At 74.0% G+C, this 17,039-nt stretch carries 15 protein-coding genes; 7 read left to right on the forward strand and 8 right to left on the reverse strand.

Annotation, left to right across the window (positions count from 1 at the left end; genetic code table 11):
• Positions 1–155: 155 nt before the first annotated feature.
• A complete protein-coding gene (locus IF45_RS0111310; protein WP_003949276.1) occupies positions 156–653 on the reverse strand; it encodes an NfeD C-terminal domain-containing protein in 498 nt (165 codons plus the stop codon).
• Between the two features lie 659 nt (positions 654–1,312).
• Here IF45_RS0111310 and IF45_RS0111315 point away from each other — a divergent pair.
• Positions 1,313–2,149, forward strand: coding sequence for an alpha/beta hydrolase (locus IF45_RS0111315; RefSeq protein WP_015507566.1), 837 nt, complete (start codon positions 1,313–1,315; stop codon positions 2,147–2,149).
• Between the two features lie 8 nt (positions 2,150–2,157).
• Here IF45_RS0111315 and IF45_RS0111320 read toward each other — a convergent pair whose 3' ends face one another.
• The 5 genes from IF45_RS0111320 to IF45_RS0111340 all read right to left on the reverse strand — a co-directional run bounded on the left by IF45_RS0111320 (position 2,158) and on the right by IF45_RS0111340 (position 8,000).
• A complete protein-coding gene (locus IF45_RS0111320; RefSeq protein ID WP_030307122.1) occupies positions 2,158–3,702 on the reverse strand; it encodes an LCP family protein in 1,545 nt (514 codons plus the stop codon).
• A 281-nt stretch (positions 3,703–3,983) separates the two neighbouring features.
• Positions 3,984–4,268 carry a hypothetical protein gene (locus tag IF45_RS0111325; protein WP_030307124.1) on the reverse strand — a complete coding sequence of 95 codons (285 nt, stop codon included), beginning with the start codon at positions 4,266–4,268 and terminating at the stop codon, positions 3,984–3,986.
• A gap of 122 nt (positions 4,269–4,390) precedes the next feature.
• Entirely contained in the window at positions 4,391–6,436 is a 2,046-nt protein-coding gene (locus tag IF45_RS0111330; RefSeq protein ID WP_030307126.1) for an ABC transporter permease, read from the reverse strand.
• 231 nt (positions 6,437–6,667) lie between these two features.
• Positions 6,668–7,480 (reverse strand): molybdate ABC transporter substrate-binding protein, encoded by an 813-nt coding sequence (gene modA / locus IF45_RS0111335; RefSeq protein ID WP_030307128.1) that lies wholly within the window; start codon positions 7,478–7,480, stop codon positions 6,668–6,670.
• 124 nt (positions 7,481–7,604) lie between these two features.
• Positions 7,605–8,000 (reverse strand): TOBE domain-containing protein, encoded by a 396-nt coding sequence (locus tag IF45_RS0111340; protein WP_003949283.1) that lies wholly within the window; start codon positions 7,998–8,000, stop codon positions 7,605–7,607.
• 178 nt (positions 8,001–8,178) lie between these two features.
• Between IF45_RS0111340 and IF45_RS0111345 the strand changes: the two genes are divergently transcribed.
• From IF45_RS0111345 to IF45_RS0111365, 5 genes are all read left to right on the forward strand, one after another.
• Positions 8,179–8,622, forward strand: a complete 444-nt coding sequence (locus tag IF45_RS0111345; protein WP_051720688.1) for a YunG family protein — start codon at positions 8,179–8,181, stop codon at positions 8,620–8,622.
• A 107-nt stretch (positions 8,623–8,729) separates the two neighbouring features.
• Positions 8,730–9,386 (forward strand): HD domain-containing protein, encoded by a 657-nt coding sequence (locus IF45_RS0111350; protein WP_003949285.1) that lies wholly within the window; start codon positions 8,730–8,732, stop codon positions 9,384–9,386.
• 99 nt (positions 9,387–9,485) lie between these two features.
• Complete coding sequence (locus IF45_RS0111355; protein WP_030307135.1) at positions 9,486–10,382, forward strand: glycosyltransferase family 2 protein; 897 nt, start codon at positions 9,486–9,488, stop codon at positions 10,380–10,382.
• Positions 10,383–10,434: 52 nt separating this feature from the next.
• Entirely contained in the window at positions 10,435–10,986 is a 552-nt protein-coding gene (locus IF45_RS0111360) for a GNAT family N-acetyltransferase (RefSeq protein ID WP_008414096.1), read from the forward strand.
• A gap of 63 nt (positions 10,987–11,049) precedes the next feature.
• On the forward strand, positions 11,050–11,304 hold the full coding sequence (locus IF45_RS0111365) for a hypothetical protein (protein ID WP_003949288.1): 255 nt from the start codon (positions 11,050–11,052) through the stop codon (positions 11,302–11,304).
• 90 nt (positions 11,305–11,394) lie between these two features.
• On the opposite strand, the gene aspS is transcribed toward IF45_RS0111365, so the two are convergent.
• Entirely contained in the window at positions 11,395–13,179 is a 1,785-nt protein-coding gene (gene aspS / locus IF45_RS0111370) for an aspartate--tRNA ligase (protein WP_003949289.1), read from the reverse strand.
• Between the two features lie 400 nt (positions 13,180–13,579).
• Between aspS and IF45_RS0111375 the strand changes: the two genes are divergently transcribed.
• Positions 13,580–15,904, forward strand: a complete 2,325-nt coding sequence (locus tag IF45_RS0111375; RefSeq protein ID WP_030307138.1) for an ATP-binding SpoIIE family protein phosphatase — start codon at positions 13,580–13,582, stop codon at positions 15,902–15,904.
• A 10-nt stretch (positions 15,905–15,914) separates the two neighbouring features.
• Here the strand turns inward: IF45_RS0111375 and IF45_RS0111380 are convergent, their stop codons facing one another.
• Positions 15,915–16,994, reverse strand: coding sequence for an AI-2E family transporter (locus tag IF45_RS0111380; protein WP_030307140.1), 1,080 nt, complete (start codon positions 16,992–16,994; stop codon positions 15,915–15,917).
• Between the last annotated feature and the right edge of the window lie 45 nt (positions 16,995–17,039).

The raw sequence follows: 17,039 nt of genomic DNA on the forward strand, positions 1-17,039 counted from the left end.
GCTGCCGCCCTCCGGCGCGGGCCGATGTTTCCCGTGAAACACCAGGCGGCCCCATGACGGTGTTTCACGGGAAACGTCCGGATGTTTCACGTGAAACATCGGCCGGCCGGAAGCGCGGTCGGCTGCCGGAACTCCCCGGCCCGGTGCCGCCGCCGTCAGCGTTCGACGGGGCGGACGGAGACCGAGGTCGAGGAGAGAGATGCCTCGACCCAGATCTCGGTTCCCCTGGTGAGGGGAGCGGTGGATTTGGCGGAGAGTTTCAGCGGCTGGCCGCCGAGGTACACCAGCACCTCGCCGTAGCCACTGGCCGGAATCGCGGTGACCACGGAGCCGGCCGTACCCACCAGGTCGGCCGAACGGGGCGTCGCGTCGGTCTGGTCGCGCATCAGGGCCTTGCTCAGCTTGAGCACCACCCAGCCCGTCACCACGCCGGCGAGGACACCGACGACCGTCGCGCCGGCCACACCGAGCCCGGTGGTCCCCAGCACGATCGCTCCGCCGAACCCAAGCATCGACACGAACCCGGCAATGGCGGGCAGGGAGAGCAGACCGTCGAGGAAGTCCCCGAAGAATCCCTCCAGGACGCCGTCGAAGATCAGGGAAAGAACCAGCAGGACGATTCCCGCGATTCCCAGACCAAGAAACAGGGTCACGATTTACCCCTCCCCGTGTCGCCGTTTCCCTCCCACACCACCGCGCCCCGCTCGCGGGGGGTCAGTCGTTTCCGGAACCGGCGGTCCTGATTTCCGCCGTGCCGTTCCGGGCCCGCTCCGCATTTCCGATGCGCGGGGCAGAGTGAGAAGCCGGTGCCGTGACTCTCCTGAATGTTCCCATAGGCCTGGCCGAAAAGACATTGCCGATCACCGGCAATCTTGACGCGTTCTTAATGCCGTGTCCCTGCCGCCGTCACCGGGCCTGCGGCTCCCCGTACGCCTGCGCGAGCCTGACCTCCCCCCGTACGGGCAAGCTGAGGCCATGGGTGGAAACGGGGCGGGAGAGCGTGCTCTGATGTCCCCTCGGCTCACGCGGCCGGGTCCCGGCACTGCTCGCGACGCCGCCCACGACAGAACTCCCGCGCGGGAGAGTCCCGGCGGAGCGTCCACTCCCGTACCGGCAGACCCATCCGGACCGCCCGCCGGTCCGAACAAGGGGTGGCCGGAAGCGGGCCGCCGGGAACCACACCCCGGACCCCACAGACGACCAGGTGCCCGGGGCACGTAGGCCCCGGGCACGGCCACCCACACCCACCGTCACGAACACCGCCGCGGCCACCCCGTACCGGGAACGGGCCGCGGCACAGGGGGAGACACACATGAGGGCAGAGCGGGCCCAGGACGCCGAGCCACCGCCCGGCACGGACGCCAGCGCCGGGGCGGAGCCACCGGGGCGGCCCGAGGACGCGGCGACGCGGGGCGGTCTCGACGGGCTGCCGCGCCAGGGCGGACGCGGTGAGGGCGCGGGGAGGACGCCCCGGGCCGTGGTGATGCTGCTGCACGGCGGCCGGGAGGCGGGCCTGGAGGCGCCCCCGCCGTGGAACCTGCCCGGTCTGCGGATGCGCCCCTTCGGCCGGTCCATCGCCCGCGCCACCCGGGGCCGCGACGTGCGGCTGACCTCCGTCCGCTACACCCACCGGGGCTGGAACGGCGCCCGCGAGGACCCGCTGCGGGACACCTCCCGGGCACTGGACGCGGTGGCCGAGGAGTACGGCGAGGTCCCGGTGATCCTCGTCGGCCACTCCATGGGCGGCCGGGCCGCCCTGCGCGCCGCCGGACACCCGCTGGTGCGCGGCGTCGTCGGCCTCGCCCCCTGGTGCCCGCCCGGCGACCCGGTGACCCAGCTCTCCGGCCGCTCGGTGGTCCTGTTGCACAGCGACCGCGACCACACCACCAGCCCGCTCGCCTCGCAGACCACGGCGACCCGGGCCCGCCGCGCCGGCGCCCGGACCTGCTCGGTGACCATCCGGGGCAGCGACCACGCGATGCTGCGCCGCGCCCCGGAGTGGCACCGGCTCACCGCCGAACTGGTCACCGGGCTGCTCGGCCACGGCCCGCTCCCCCCGGCCGTCGGCACCGCGCTGGCCCTTCCGCCGGGCACCACGGGGCCGGAGGGCAATCTCGACCTGGACCGGATCACGAGGGGCCGCCCGTAGGGGGCGTCTCAGCCGTACGACAGGTCGTCGCAGAGGTCGTCGTCGGCCGAGCGGGCGCCGTCGGCCACCTCGGCCGGGACGCCGGTCGACTGCGGCGAGGGGGAGGAATCCGGCCCGGCGTCGGGGTCGGCGGCGTAGGCGCTGCCGACGGTGATGTCGATGCCGGGTGCGGCCGTCTCGACGAGCCGGGCGCCCGGGAAGAGCCGGGCGGCCGTGCGGGCGCGGTCCGCCTCGCCGGGGCCGTGGGTGACGACGGTGCCCGCCACGTCCTGGCCGGGCGCGTTGCCCAGGGCGCCGACGGTGAAGCCGTGTTCGGTGAGGCGTGCGGCGGCGCGGGCGGCGAGGCCGCTGACGGTGGTGCCGTTGTGGACGGTGACGGTGGTGCCGGTGCCGTCGACCGGCCCGCTCGGCGCCGGTGAGGTGTCGGCGGCCGGGCGGGCCTCGCCACGGCCGCCGGCGTTCTTGCCGTCGAGGGTGCGGTCGTTGCGGAGCGCCTGCCACAGGGCGCCGGCGTCCGGCTCGACGACGGCCACCCGGTTGCCCTCGTAACGCCAGGGGATGGTGAGGAACTTGGTGTTGTCGAGGTCGATGTTCTTGAGCCCCATGGCGAAGTCCAGGAGCTTGTCGGCGGAGCCGAGGCCCTGGTCGACCGTCATCGACCTGGTGGCGGCGTCCGCGAGCGGCAGGAGCTTGCCGGGGGTGAGCCCGTCCTCCTTGATCTTCTTCATCAGGCTGCCCACGAACGCCTGCTGGCGCTTGATGCGGCCGAGGTCGGAGCCGTCGCCGATGCCGTGCCGGATGCGGACGTAGTCCAGCGCCCGCTGCCCGGAGACGTCCTGCTCGCCGCGGGCGAAGACGCGGTCGCCGCGGGTGGCGCGCTTCGGGTTGAGGTCGCGCTCGTATATGTCCTGCGGGACGCAGACGCGGACGCCGCCGACCACCTCGGTGAGGTCGGAGAAGCCCTTGAAGTCGATGACGAGGGTGTGGTCGACGCGCAGCCCGGTCAGCTGCTCCACCGTGTTCTGCGTGCAGGCGGGGTTGCCCTCGGGCGTCTCGCCCACCGTGTAGGCGGTGTTGAACATGGCGCGCTGTCTCGGCTCGGTCCAGGAGCCGTCCGGCAGGCGGCAGCTCGGGATCGGGACCAGGGTGTCGCGCGGGATGGAGACGGCGACGGCGTGCTGGGCGTCGGCGTAGACGTGCAGCAGCAGCGCGGTGTCGGAGCGGCCGATGTCGTCCTTGTCGCCGCCGCCGAGCTCGGCGTTGCCGCCGGTGCGGCTGTCGGAGCCGAGGAGCAGGATGTTCTGGCCCGCCGACGTGTCCGGGGGCCGGTTGTCGGAAACGCCCTCCTGGCCGAACGTGCCGAGGTTGCCGCCGAGTTTGAGGTAGAGCCAGCCGCCGCCCGCGGTGGCGAGCAGTGCCAGGGAGAGGCCGAGCAGCAGGACGGGCCGCGCCTTGCGCCCTCCCTCGTGCGCCGTCGCGGAACTCCGCTCGCGCCCGCCCCCCTCGCGCTCCGCACCCCCGCCCACGGGCACGCGTCGCCGGCTGCCGGTCATCCGGTCACTCCCCCTTCAGGTCCCCTAGGGGGTGTCTTCACATCCCGCACGGCGCCGTGGGCGCCGTGCGGGATGTGAAGACACCCCCTAGCCGCATCTGTACGACCTTGCGCAATGTAGCCACTCAAGTCGGGCACGGGGAATCCTTCCCGGGTATCCGCCGGTCAGGCCCGAGTTGTCGCGGCACGGCCATGGCTCCCGGTAGTCCCCCCCCCCCCCGGGTGAACGACGGGGAGCGCCAGGGGTTCTCGGCCGGGTGCCCGCGTACGCCGGTGCGGGCGTCAGGGGCTGGCGTGGTCGTAGCCGTAGCGGAGCGGCTCGTGGTGGACGCGGGGGTCGCGCCGGTACACGTAGAGCGCGTCGACGCGGAACGGGGTCGGGCCGTCCTCGGTCCGGCACGGGTACGTCACCTGCACCACCGCCGGGCGGCCCAGGACCCGCAGGCGTGTGCCGTGGGCCGGGCCGCCGTCGAGCAACGCCTGTTCCCCGGGGGCGGTTTCGGGGTCGGGATCGGGAGCGGCGGTCGGGGTGCGGGGCGGGGCTTCACCGGTTCCGTAGCTGCGCATGTAAAGACTTTATGCAGATCTGCGCACCGGCTCCACGGTCCCGGGCCCGCTCCACCGCCACCCGGCCGGAACGCGACGGTCTGCGGCCGGCTCCCCCGGAAACGACGGCCCGTACTCCGGAATCAGAGCCCCACCACCGTCACCTCCGTGGCCTTGACCGCCGTCCAGACCCGCGTCCCGTCGGTCAGCCCGAGGTCGGCCGCGGCCGCCGGGGTGATCTCGGCGACCAGGGCCGGCACCTCCGGCGAGGTGACGAGGACCCGGAGCCGGCTGCCGACCGCCGTCAGCTCCCGCACCGTCCCGGCCCAGACGTTCCGGGGACTGCCTTCCGGGCGGGCCAGGTGGAGCGAGACCGCCTCCGGAGCGATCACCGCGAGGACCGGGGCCCCCGGTCCGGGCGGAGTTGCCTCACCCGGTGCCGTCGTCAGCAGGCCGCCGCCCGCCAGCTCGACCGTGCCCTCCGGACCGGCCGTGCCCTCCCAGGCGTTGCCGCCGAGCATCCGGGCCACCCACGGGGAGCGCGGGTGGCGGGTGACCTCGGCGGGCGGCGCGTCCTGCACCGCCTCACCGCCCTCCAGCACCAGGACCCGGTCGGCCAGCGACACCGCCTCCACCGGATCGTGCGTGACGATCAGGCAGACCCCGCCGAACCCGGCGAGATGGCGCCGCAGGGTGTGCCGGACCCGCGCCCTGGTCGTCTGGTCCAGCGCCGCCAGCGGCTCGTCGAGGAGCAGGAGGCGGGGCCGGGCCGCCAGCGCCCGGGCCAGCGCCACCCGCTGGGCCTGGCCGCCGGAGAGCTGGGCGGGGCGCCGCCCGGCCAGCTCGCCCACGCCGAGCCGCGTCAGCCACTCCCGCGCCTGCCGCCGCGCCTCGGCCCGGGGCACACCGCGCGCCCGGAGCCCGTACGCCGTGTTGGCCAGCGCCGACAGGTGCGGGAAGAGCGCCCCGTCCTGCGGCACCCAGGCCACCTCGCGCCGGTGGGTGGGCAGCCGGGTCACGTCGCGGCCGCCGAGCAGGACCTCGGCGTGGGCGCGCGGGGTCAGGCCCAACAGGGCGCGGAGCAGGGTCGTCTTGCCCGCGCCGTTCGGCCCGACGACCGCGATCGTGGTGCCGGCGGGGGCGGTGAGCGGGAAGCGGGTGTAGCCGGTGAGTTCGGCGCGCAGGTCGGACTCCTCGGCGGCCGGGGCGGGGGCCGGGCCGGCGCCGACTCCGGCGCCGGGGCGTATCGGAGGCTTCTCCAGGGTGGGGCCCTCCTCGGGGGCGCCCAGGTCCGCGAAGCCGGCCGGGTCGGCGGGGGCCGCCGCGCCCTGCGGCGGGGTGGCGCGGGCCTCGCGTACCGCCCCGCCCGTCCAGCGGCCCCGCAGGGCCACCAGGACCGCCATGGCGATCACCAGCAGCAGCAGCGAGACGGAGGTGGCGGCCTCGGGGGAGTCCTGGAGGAGGAGGTACACCTGGAGCGGCAGGGTCTGGGTGGCGCCCGGGAGGTTCCCCGCGAAGGTGATCGTGGCCCCGAACTCGCCGAGTGCCCGCGCCCAGGTCAGGGCGGCTCCGGCGGCCAGCGCCGGGGCGAGCAGCGGGAGCGTCACCGTGGCGAAGACGCGCAGCGGGCCCGCGCCGAGCGAGGCCGCCGTCTCCTCCAGCGAGGGACGCAGCCCGGCCAGCGCCCCCTCCAGGCTGATCACCAGGAACGGCATCGCCACGAAGGCGGCGGCGACCACCGCGCCCGCGGTGTGGAACGGCAGGGTCAGCCCGAAGGTGGACTCCAGCCACGGCCCGAGCACCCCGCGCCGCCCGAAGGCCAGCAGCAGGGCGACACCGCCGACGGTCGGCGGGAGCACCATGGGCAGCAGCACCAGCGAGCGGACCAGCGCCTTGCCGGGGAACGGCACCCGGGCCAGCAGCCAGGCCAGCGGCACCCCCATCAGCAGCGAGAGCAGCAGCGCCCAGCCGGAGACGACCAGCGACAGCCGGAGCGCCTGGGTCACCTGCGGCGTCGTCAGGTGGTGGAGCAGGGAGGGCCAGTCCGTCCTGGCGAGCACGCCGACCAGCGGGAGCAGCAGGAAGGCGACGCCGACCAGCGCCGGGACCAGCAGCCCCGCCGGGACACCCCGGCGCACCGCGCCGCCCGCACCGGCGCCGGGCCTCCCGGACCGCACCGGCCCGCCCACGACTCCCCGCTTCACGCCTGCCCCACCCCGCTCCCGCCTCGCACCCGCGCTCCTCCGTCCACCACGCCCCGCACACCTCACGCCGCGCTCTTTTTCGGCCTCCCCCGTCCGTCGGCGCGCCACACGGAACGGCCGGAGCAACGGGTGCGCGCGGCGCATACGAACACGTGAGCGAGCGCCCCGTCCGTCACGAGCGCCGAAGTGCGCCCCGCGCGCCCCCGCCGCCGGGGCTCAGGGCTGCTGGAACCCGGCCTTCCGCAGCAGCTCCTGCGCCTTGTCGGAGGAGAGCCACTTCACGAAGGCCTCCGCCTCCTTGGCGTGCTCGGTGCCCTTGAGGGTGGCCGCCGGGTAGGAGGCGACGGCGTTCTGCCCGTCCGGGATGTCGACCGCGTCGACCTTGTCCGGAACCGTCTCGGCGTCGGTCTTGTAGACGAGCCCCGCGTCCGCCTCGCCCAGCTCGACCTTGCTCAGCACGGCGCGGACGCTGACCTCCTGCGAGACCGGCTTCACCGTCAGCTTCTGGGCGTCCAGGATCTGCCGGCCGTACCGCCCGACCGGGACCTCCTCGGCGGCGAGCACCACCTTGAGCTGCTCGTCGGTGAGGTCCTTGAGCGACTCGACCTTCTTCGGGTTGCCCTCCTCCACCGCGATGACCAGGCGGTTCTTGGCGATGACGGTGGGGTCGCCGGTCTCGCCGGAGAGGCCGTCCATGGTCTTGGTGTCGGCGGTGACCAGGGCGTCGGCCGGCGCCCCCTGCTTGACCTGCGCGGCCAGTTCCTGCGACCCGGCGAAGGAGAAGTCGATCCTGACGCCCGGGTGCTCCTTCTCGTACGCCTTCCCCGCCTGCTCGAACACGTCGGTGAGCGAGGCGGCGGCGAGCACGGTGAGCTGGGTGTTCTTCTTCTCCGACCCGGCCGAGGCGGAGCCGTCCCCGCCCTTCTCCCCGTCCCCTCCGCCGCAGGCGGCGAGCGGTATCAGCACGGCGGCGGTGGCGACCGCCAGCGGGGCGCGGCGGGGTGAGCGGGTGGTGGCGGAACTGGCCATGGGGATCGTGGCTCCTCGGTCCGGACGGGCCGGGCCGACCGTGGTGGTCGGCCCGGAGGGGACGGGTCGGGCGGGCGGTACCGGCGGGAAGCGGGTCTCGGGTGGTCGGCGCCCATCGCGCGCCTCAGGTCCGGTCGATGTGCACGTTGGTCGACTTGATCCGGGCGGTGGCCCGCATCCCGACCTCCAGTCCGAGCTCCTCGACCGCCTCCCTGGTCAGCAGGGAGACCAGCCGGTGCGGCCCGGCCTGGATCTCGACCTGTGCCGCGACGTCGCCGAGCTTCACCCCGGTGACGATGCCGGGAAAGGCGTTCCGGGCGGTGGTGTAGGAGGCTTCCTCGTCGTCCGCGCCCTGCTGGCCGACCTCCACCGCGAGGGCGGCGAGCGCCTGCCCCTCGATGAGCCGCCGGCCGTTGTCGTCGCGATGGGTGGCGACCCGTCCGGCGTCGGCCCAGCGGCGTGCCGTGTCGGGGCTGACGCCGAGGAGCTGGGCCGCCTGGCCGATGGTGTAGGACTGCATGTGCGGCACGTTAGGGCGATGCGCCTCTCACCTGCAAGGCGGAAGCGGGGATTATGGGCGCATACACGACCCTCCTTGGACGATGCTCCGAGCCCCGGCTGCCGGAATCCGCACCTCCGCCACCCCTCCCGCCCTCACGGACCACCGGCTGTCAGTGGCCCCTGTCACACTCCGCCTCATGACGACCGCCCTCCCCGCCACCACTCCCGGCCCCGCCGCCCCGGCCCCCGGCCCGCGCCCGTTCCTCCTCACCGACATCGAGGCCGCCGTCCGCGCGAGCTGGGGCGCGGACACCACCACCCCGGCCCACCGCCCGCACTGGAGCCCCGACAACCCGGCCCGCGACCAGTGCGGGGTGACCGCGATGGTCCTCAACGACCTGCTCGGCGGCGAGCTGATCCGCGGCGTGGTCCGCGTCGACGGCATACAGACCGACTTCCACTGGTGGAACCGGCTCGGCGAGGGAATCGAGATCGACCTCACCCACGAGCAGTTCGCCCCCGAGGAGATCGTCTCCGACGGCGAGGTCGTCCCCCGCCCGCCCCACTTCACCCGCCTCCGCGAGGAGTACGAGCTGCTGCGCTCGCGCGTCCTGGCCAGGCTGGCCCGCCCGGCGGCCTGACCCCGGCGCCCGGCACCCGGCCGGCGCTCCCCCTTGGCGCCCGGCCCCCGCGCCGCCCACACTGGACGCGCGACGGGGGCCGTACGTCAGCGAGGGAGCGGTGAGCCATGGCCGGGTACGAGAACGCCGAACCTGAGGTGGCGGGGGTGCGGGTGCCCGACACCCGGCTCGCCGCCGAGGCGACCGAACTGGTCCGCGAGACGGCGCCGGAGCTGATCTACCACCACTCGCGGCGCGTCTACTACTTCGGCGCCCTGCGCGGCAAACGGCGCGGCCTGAGCTACGACCCGGAACTCCTCTACCTCGGCGCCATGTTCCACGACCTCGGCCTCGGCGAGGAGCACCGGAACAGCGGCCGCCGCTTCGAGGTGGACAGTGCCGACGAGGCCCGCCGCTTCCTCGCCGCCCGCGCCGTCCCCGAGGACAGCATCCGGCGCGTCTGGACCGCCATCGCCCTGCACACCACCCCGGGCATCCCGGAGTTCATGGAGCCGGAGGTGGCCCTGGTGACGGCGGGCGTCGAGTACGACGTGCTCGGCCTCGGCTACGACAGCCTCGACGAGGCCGACCGCACCGCGATCGTCGCCCGCCACCCGCGCCCCGACTTCAAGCGGCGCATCCTCGCCGCCTTCACCGAGGGCGTCGCCCCCAAGCCCGAGACCACCTTCGGCAACGTCAAGGCCGACGTCCTCGCCCACTTCGTCCCCGGTTTCACCCCGGGCGACTTCGTCACCACCATCGAGGAGTCCGCCTGGCCGGAGTAGGCGACCGCACTGCCGTGCGCGCGTGACGGATGGGCGGCGCGCGCCGTTGACATCGGCGCCCCGCACCAGAGGGACCGGCCGACCACGGGAGTCACCGCCATGCTGCTGCCGCGCATCGGAGTCGTCATCGTCACCATGGGCACCCGCCCGCGCGAACTGGCGGCGCTGCTCGCCTCGGTGGCGCGGCAGGACGTCCCGGCCACCCGCGTGGTCCTGGTCGGCAACGCCACCCCGCTCACCGATGTCCCCGACGACGCCTCGGGCCTGCCCCTCACCAAGCTCCCGCTCATCGGGAACCTCGGCTGCCCCGGCGGCCGCAACGTCGGCCTCACCCTGCTCCGCGACGCCGACGCCGACGCCTGCGACGTAGTCGTGGAACTGGACGACGACGGCCTGCTCATCGCCGACGACGTCTTCCGCACCGTCCAGCAGCGCTACGCCCGCGACCCGGCCCTCGGCATCATCGGCTTCCGCGTCGCCGACGAACACGGCCACACCGAACGCCGCTGGGTCCCCCGCCTGCGCGCCGGCGACCCGCTGCGCGGCGGCCCCGTCACCGCCTTCCTCGGCGGCGGCCACGCCCTCTCCCTGCCGATGCTCCGCCAAATCGGCCTCTGGCCGGCCGAGTTCTTCTTCGGCCACGAGGAATCCGACCTGGCCTGGCGCGCGTTGGACGCCGGCTGGTCCATCCACTACGCCCCCGACCTCGTCCTCCAGCACCCCCGCACCTCCCCCGCCCGCCACGCGGTCTACCACCACCACACCGCCCGCAACCGCGTCTGGCTCGCCCGCCGCCGCCTGCCCGCCGTGCTGATCCCGGCCCATCTCGCCCTCTGGACCCTCCTCATGACGGCCCGCCTCCGCTCCCCCTCCGCCCTGAAAGCCTGGTGGGGCGGGTTCTTCGAGGGCCTGCGCACCCCCTGCGGCCCGCGCGGGCCGATGGCGTGGCGCACGGTCTGGCGGATGACGCGGCTGGGGCGGCCACCGGTGGTGTGAGCGCCCGCCCCCGCCTAAGCTGCCCGTTCCGGGCGAGCTGGGGAGGGTGTGCGTGCGGGTGGAGATGCCGATACGGACCGAGCGGCTGGTGCTGCGGCCGCTGCGGGCGGAGGACGCCGACGCGTTGCACGCCTATCACCGGCGGGAGGACGTGGCGCGGTACCTGTACCGGCCGCCGCTGGACCGGGAGGGGTGCGCGAAGCTCATCGCGCGCAGCATCGACTCCCCGGAGTGGGGCACCACCGGCGCCGACCTGGGGCTCGCGGTCTGCCTGCGCGGGCAGGTGATCGGCGAGACGGGGCTCCGCCTCCGCTCCGCGCTCGCCGCGCAGGCGGAGATCGGCTGGGTCTTCGCGCCGGAGTACGCCGGTCACGGCTACGCCACCGAGGCGGCCCGGGCCGTCCTGGCGGCTGCCTTCGGCCCGCTCAAGGTGCACCGGGTCTACGCCCGGCTCGACGCCGACAACAAGCCCTCCTGGCGCGTCTGCGAACGGCTCGGCATGCGCCGCGAGGCGTACCTGGTCGACAGCGACGTCAACCCGGCCACCGGTACCTGGGGCAGCGAGTACGTGTACGCCATGCTGGCCAGGGAGTTCGCGGGCTGACAGGATGCCGCCTGCGGCCCCGGGGCCGCTCCGTCGCCGGCTTCCGCCCACCGCGAGGTCCCCTTGGTCACCGTCCTCACCGTCACCGTGCTCGCCGTCCTCGTCGTCGGCGCGGTCGTGCTGCTGATCCGCCTCGACAGCCGGGGCCCGGCCTGGCTCACCGCCCGCCGGGTCGCCCGCGGCACTCCAGGTCAGTGCGTGCACTGCGGTTCGAAGCGGACCCGGGTGCTCACCACCGACGACGCCCTCAACGGCAGCCTGGAGTGCCGCAGCTGCCACCAGATCACCCGCGGCTCCGGCCCGGCCCCGGCGGCCTGACCCCGGTTCCGGCTCCGGCTCCGTACGTACGCGACAGGGCCCGGCCTCCCCGAAGGGAGGCCGGGCCCTGTCGCGTACGTACGGTGGGGCTTACTTGTCCTTGTCCTTGGCCTTGTCCGCGACCGGCTTGCGGAGCTGGATGTTCAGCTCGCGCAGGCGGGACTCCTCCAGCTCGGTCGGGGCGCCCATCATCAGGTCCTGGGCGTTGCCGTTGAGCGGGAAGGCGATGGTCTCGCGGATGTTGGGCTCGTCGGCGAGGAGCATCACGATGCGGTCGACACCGGGGGCGATGCCACCGTGCGGCGGGGCGCCGAGGCGGAAGGCGCGGAGCATGCCCGCGAACTCGCGCTCGACGGTCTCGCGCTCGTAACCGGCGATCTCGAAGGCCTTGAGCATGACTTCGGGCTCGTGGTTCCGGATGGCGCCGGAGGACAGCTCGATGCCGTTGCAGACGATGTCGTACTGCCACGCCAGGATGTCGAGCGGGTCCTTCTCCTCCAGGTCCTGCATGCCGCCCTGGGGCATCGAGAAGGGGTTGTGGGAGAACTCGATCTTGCCGGTCTCCTCGTCCTTCTCGTACATCGGGAAGTCGACGATCCAGCAGAAGCGGAAGACGTTCTCCTCGAAGTGGCCGGAGCGCTTGGCGGCCTCGACGCGGACGGCCGACATGATCTTGGAGACCTCGTCGAACTCGCCGGCGCCGAAGAAGACCGCGTGGCCCGGCTTGAGGCCGAGGCGCTCGGTGAGGACCGCGACGTCGTCCTCGGTGAGGAACTTGGCGATCGGGCCGGACAGGGCGCCGTCGTCACCGACGCGGACCCAGGCGAGGCCCTTGGCGCCCTGCTCGACGGCGTAGTCACCGAGGCCGTCGAAGAACTTGCGGGACTGCCCGGCGGTGTCCGGCACCGGCAGCGCGCGGACGTGCTTGCCGGCGAACGCCTTGAAACCGGAGTCGGCGAAGACGTCGGTGATGTCGACCAGTTCGAGCTGGGCGCGCAGGTCCGGCTTGTCGTTGCCGTACTTCAGCATCGACTCGCGGAAGGGGATGCGCGGGAACGGGGAGGTGACCTCGCGGCCGCCGCCGAACTCCGTGAACAGCTCCGTCATCAGCTTCTCGATGGGACGGAAGACGTCCTCCTGCTCGACGAAGCTCATCTCGACGTCGAGCTGGTAGAACTCGCCCGGCGAACGGTCGGCGCGGGCGTCCTCGTCACGGAAGCAGGGGGCGATCTGGAAGTACCGGTCGAAGCCCGAGATCATCAGCAGCTGCTTGAACTGCTGCGGGGCCTGCGGCAGCGCGTAGAACTTGCCCGGGTTCAGGCGGGAGGGGACGACGAAGTCGCGGGCGCCCTCGGGGGAGGTCGCGGCCAGGATCGGGGTCGCCATCTCGTTGAAGCCCAGCGCCGTCATCTTGTGGCGGATCGCCGAGATCACGGCGGTGCGCAGCATGATGTTGCGGTGCATGCGCTCGCGGCGCAGGTCGAGGAAGCGGTACTCCAGGCGGCGCTCCTCGTTCACCCCGTCCTCGGCGTTGATGGTGAAGGGGAGCGGGGCCGCCTCGCCGAGCACCTCGACGTCGGAGACCTCGATCTCGATCTCGCCGGTGGGCAGCTCCGGGTTGACGTTCTCGGTGCCGCGCGAGACGACCTGGCCGTCGACGCGGACCACCGTCTCCTTGGACAGCTTGTCCAGCAGCTCGGCGGCGGGCGTGCCCGGGCGGGCGACGAGCTGCGTGATGCCGTAGTGGTCGCGCAGATCGATGAAGAGGATGCCGCCCAGGTCTCGGCGATTGTGCAGCCAGCCGCTCAGCCGGACGTCGGAGCCGACGTCAGAGGCGCGGAGCTCGCCGCAGGTGTGGGACCTGTACCGGTGCATCGTCGTTCATCCAGTCTTCGGAGGTGGGGTTCGGGGTGACTCAGCCCGGTCCCAGGTTACCGCTCAGGGCTGGGCCCTTCGTCGGGATATCCCTGGGGGCCTTGGGCCGGGGGGTGCGCTTGATTCGCCGGGCGGCGGGCGGGTGCCCCCTGGGGTCACTGATGGCCTCAAGCGCCGGCCGGGCTGGGTTGGGCTGCGCGGCGTTGTCCGGCTCGCGTCACTGATGGCCTCAAGCGCCGGCCGGGCTGGGTTGGGTGCGGTGCCGTTGCCCGGCGCGCATCACCGATGGCCTCAAGCGCCGGCCGGGCTGGAATTCTGTTCCCCCAGCTGAGGGACGTCCTGGACCCGCCCGGAGCAGGGGTGGAGTCGCGGGTGTGGCCGGGCGGAATAAAGTGGGGCAATGCGCACCGAGGATTCCCTCCCGGACGTGAGGGACGTCCTGGCCGCTGTGGCCACGGGCCTGTGGCGCTGGGACAACGCGAGAGGCGTCGTCACCATCGACGCGGAGGCAGCCCGGCTCCTGGGGCTGCCCGAGGAGGCGGCGGTCCTCCCCGAGACGGTCGTCCGCGCCCGCTTCCACCCCGTCGACTGGAACGAGATCAACGGCGTCGTCTCCCTCGCCCTGACCGAGGGCACCCTCGCCGAGGTCCGGCTGCGGGTCATGGACGGCGAGGGCCGCGTCCTGCGGACCGTACGCAGCCGGTCCAAGCCGGAGCGGATCGGGCCCGAGCGGCGGGATGTGCTGCTCACCGGCACGCTTCAGGAGGCCAGCGAGCCGCCGGCGGGCGCGCGGGCGGCGGTCACCGGGGACTGGCGGCGCTCGCGCGAGGCTTTCCTGCTGGACGCGGGCCGCGCCCTGGCCGAGGCCCGTTCGACGGACGAGGTGCTGCGGGTGGCGGCGGGCCTGTCCATGCCGGGGTTCTCCCCGGACGGCCTCGCGGTCTTCGGCGTCGAGGGCGAGCGGCTCACCGTGGTCGGCCACCACGGCCAGAACAACGGTGACGAGGAGCCCTTCCTCGACATGACGCTGGAGACCTCCTACCCGGCCGCCGACGTGGTCCGCACCGGCCGCGCCGTCTACCTCTCCTCCCCGGACGAGTACCGCGAGCGCTACCCGCTGACCTGGCCCCTCGCCAGCCGCTTCGACCGGCAGTCCTGGGCGTTCCTGCCCCTGGTGGCCGGCGGCCGCACCATCGGCGCGTGGATGGCCGCCTTCACGTACCGGGTCTACTTCACCCCCGACGAGCGCTCCGTCCTCACCACCGTCGCCCGCATGCTCGCCCAGGCCCTCTCCCGCGCGGGCGACGCCGAATCGGCCCGCGAGCTGACCGACGGCCTCCAGCGCACCATGCTGCCGACGCTGGGCCCCTCCGTCGCGGGCATGAGCGTCGCCGCCCGCTACATCCCGACCGGCGGCGGCCTCCAGGTCGGCGGCGACTGGTACGACATGATCCCGCTGCCCGGCGCCGCCCACGGCGAGGAGACCGGCGGCACCCAGCGCTACGCCTTCGTCATCGGCGACGTCCAGGGCCACGACATCCGCGCGGCGGGGCTGATGGGCCAACTCCGCATCGCCCTGCGCGCCTACGCCGCCGAGGGCCACCGCCCCGACGCCGTCCTCGCCCGCGCCACCCGCTTCCTCTCCGGCATCATGACCTCCCGGATCTACGGCTCCTCCGGCGGCAGCAACAAGGGCGAGGACGGCGCCCTGCCCGTCGACGAGTACGCCGACCTGCGCTTCGCCACCTGCCTGTACATCGAGGCCGACCCGTCGACCGGCGTCCTGGAGGTGGCCCGCGCCGGCCACCCCGACCCGGTCATCCGGATGCCCGACGGCACCGTCCTGCTCCGCCCCACCACGGGCGGGCTGCCGCTCGGGATCGACCCGGACGCCGACTACCCCATCACCCGGATCGTCCTCGAACCGGGGGAAACGATCATGCTGTGCACCGACGGCATGATCGAGACGGGCGGCCACGACTTCGCCACCGGCTTCGACCGGGTCCGCGCCGTCATGGAACGCCCCGGGCCCCCGGCGGCCGACGAGGCCGACGGGCAGCTCCACGACCCGCTCAGCGGCGACGGCCTCGAAGACCTCGCCGACCGGCTCGTCCAGGCCGTCCACGGCCCCTCCTCGTACCACCGGCCGGGCCCGCTGGTGGACCGGCGCGAGGACGACATCGCGGTGCTCCTCATGCACCGGGACCTGCACGCCACCGGCGGCCCCGTCACCGCCGGGCGGCGGACCGTCGTCACCATCCGGCAGGACGAGGGCGAGCGGATCTCCGAGGCCCGCCAGCAGTTGCGCGCCGTCATGCACGACTGGGCCGACGAGGACCAGGTCGACTCGGCCGTGCTGCTCCTCTCCGAGCTGCTCACCAACGTCCTCGTGCACACCGACGGCGACGGGCTGCTCGCCGCCGAACTCCTCGGCCCGCCCGGCTCGCGCCGCCTGCGCGTCGAGGTCTCCGACCCCAGCGACGACCTCCCGCACAAGCGCGCCCCCGGCGAACTGGCCTCCTCGGGCCGCGGCCTGGTCCTGCTCGACCTGCTCGCCGACTCCTGGGGCGTGGACCCGCAGGGCTCGGGCAAGTGCATCTGGTTCGAGATGGCCGAGCACGAGCCGGGCGAGAAGGGCGAGGACGCCGAGGAGGCCGAGGACGCGGTCCCGGAGCTGGACGAAGCCGCCCTCGACCGGCTGGCGGAGGCCGCCGAGAACCTCTGAGCCCGGCCGGTCAGAGGGTGCCGGGCTCGCCGCCGACGGGCCCCGCGCCCGCCGCCGTGGCCCCGCTCCCGCCCCCGTACCGCTCGCGCAGCTCCGCGACGATGCCGAAGGCGGCCGCGGTGGCCGGCACCGCGAGGAGCACGCCGATCACCCCGCCGACCGTCGCCCCCGCCGTGATCGCCACCAGCACCACCGCCGGGTGCATCTGCACGGTGCGGCTCTGGATCACCGGCTGGAGCACGTTGCCCTCCAGCATCTGCACCAGGAAGATCACCAGCAGCGTCCAGGCCGCGATCACCACCCCCCGGTCGGCGAGGGCCACCAGCACCGCCAGCACCCCGGAGACGAACGCCCCCAGGTACGGGATGTACGCGCCGATGAAGACCAGCGCCCCCAGCCCGGCCGCCCCCGGCACACCGAGGAGGAGCAGGCCGATCGTGGTGAGGACGCCGTCGATCAGGGCGATCATGGTCGTCCCCCGCATGAACCCCTCGACGGCCCGGTAGGCCCGCCGCCCGATCGCCTCGGTGATCTCGCCGACGTGGCCGGGCGCCATCGTGCGCAGCGACCCCACGACCCGGTCCCCGTCCCGGATGAAGAAGAAGACCAGCAGCACCGCCAGCACCCCCATGGCCCCCGCCTGCGCGACCAGGCCGAGCCCGCTGATCACCCCCGAGGCCGCGGGCCCGCCGAACCGGTCGAAGAGCTCCCGCGCGTTCGACGCCAGGTCGTCCAGCGAAGCCTCGTCGGCCCCCAGGAACCCGGCGACGTCCTGCGCCGCCAGCTTCGCCGAGGCGACGATCTGGTCACCCGAGTCGACCAGCGCCAGCACCACGATGTACGTCGCCCCGCCCACCACCACCAGCACCGCCGCGCAGGTCAGCCCCGCCGCCAGCGACCGCTGCACCCGCATCCTCAACAGCCGCCGGTGCAAGGGGGTCAGCAGCGCCGTCCCCAGCAGCGCCAGCAGCACCGGGATCACCGCCGCCCGGAACAGCACGCACAGCCACACCGCCACCCACGCCACCCCGGTCACCAGCAGCAGCACCACACACCACCCCGCGACCCGCACCGCCCCCTCGGGCAGCACCCCCGCTCCCCACCCCGGCCCCACCCCGCCCCCGCCCTCGCCACC

This window comes from Streptomyces albidoflavus, from assembly GCF_000719955.1.
Lineage (GTDB): Bacteria > Actinomycetota > Actinomycetes > Streptomycetales > Streptomycetaceae > Streptomyces > Streptomyces albidoflavus.

What these genes read in the sequence shown, in the direction of transcription:
- IF45_RS0111315 (WP_015507566.1), top strand. Translation starts at nt 1,313, where the DNA reads ATGAGGGCAGAGCGGGCCCAGGACGCCGAGCCACCGCCCGGCACGGAC.
- IF45_RS0111320 (WP_030307122.1), bottom strand. Translation starts at nt 3,702, where the DNA reads ATGACCGGCAGCCGGCGACGCGTGCCCGTGGGCGGGGGTGCGGAGCGC.
- IF45_RS0111325 (WP_030307124.1), bottom strand. Translation starts at nt 4,268, where the DNA reads ATGCGCAGCTACGGAACCGGTGAAGCCCCGCCCCGCACCCCGACCGCC.
- modA (WP_030307128.1), bottom strand. Translation starts at nt 7,480, where the DNA reads ATGGCCAGTTCCGCCACCACCCGCTCACCCCGCCGCGCCCCGCTGGCG.
- IF45_RS0111340 (WP_003949283.1), bottom strand. Translation starts at nt 8,000, where the DNA reads ATGCAGTCCTACACCATCGGCCAGGCGGCCCAGCTCCTCGGCGTCAGC.
- IF45_RS0111345 (WP_051720688.1), top strand. Translation starts at nt 8,179, where the DNA reads ATGACGACCGCCCTCCCCGCCACCACTCCCGGCCCCGCCGCCCCGGCC.
- IF45_RS0111350 (WP_003949285.1), top strand. Translation starts at nt 8,730, where the DNA reads ATGGCCGGGTACGAGAACGCCGAACCTGAGGTGGCGGGGGTGCGGGTG.
- IF45_RS0111355 (WP_030307135.1), top strand. Translation starts at nt 9,486, where the DNA reads ATGCTGCTGCCGCGCATCGGAGTCGTCATCGTCACCATGGGCACCCGC.
- aspS (WP_003949289.1), bottom strand. Translation starts at nt 13,179, where the DNA reads ATGCACCGGTACAGGTCCCACACCTGCGGCGAGCTCCGCGCCTCTGAC.
- IF45_RS0111375 (WP_030307138.1), top strand. Translation starts at nt 13,580, where the DNA reads ATGCGCACCGAGGATTCCCTCCCGGACGTGAGGGACGTCCTGGCCGCT.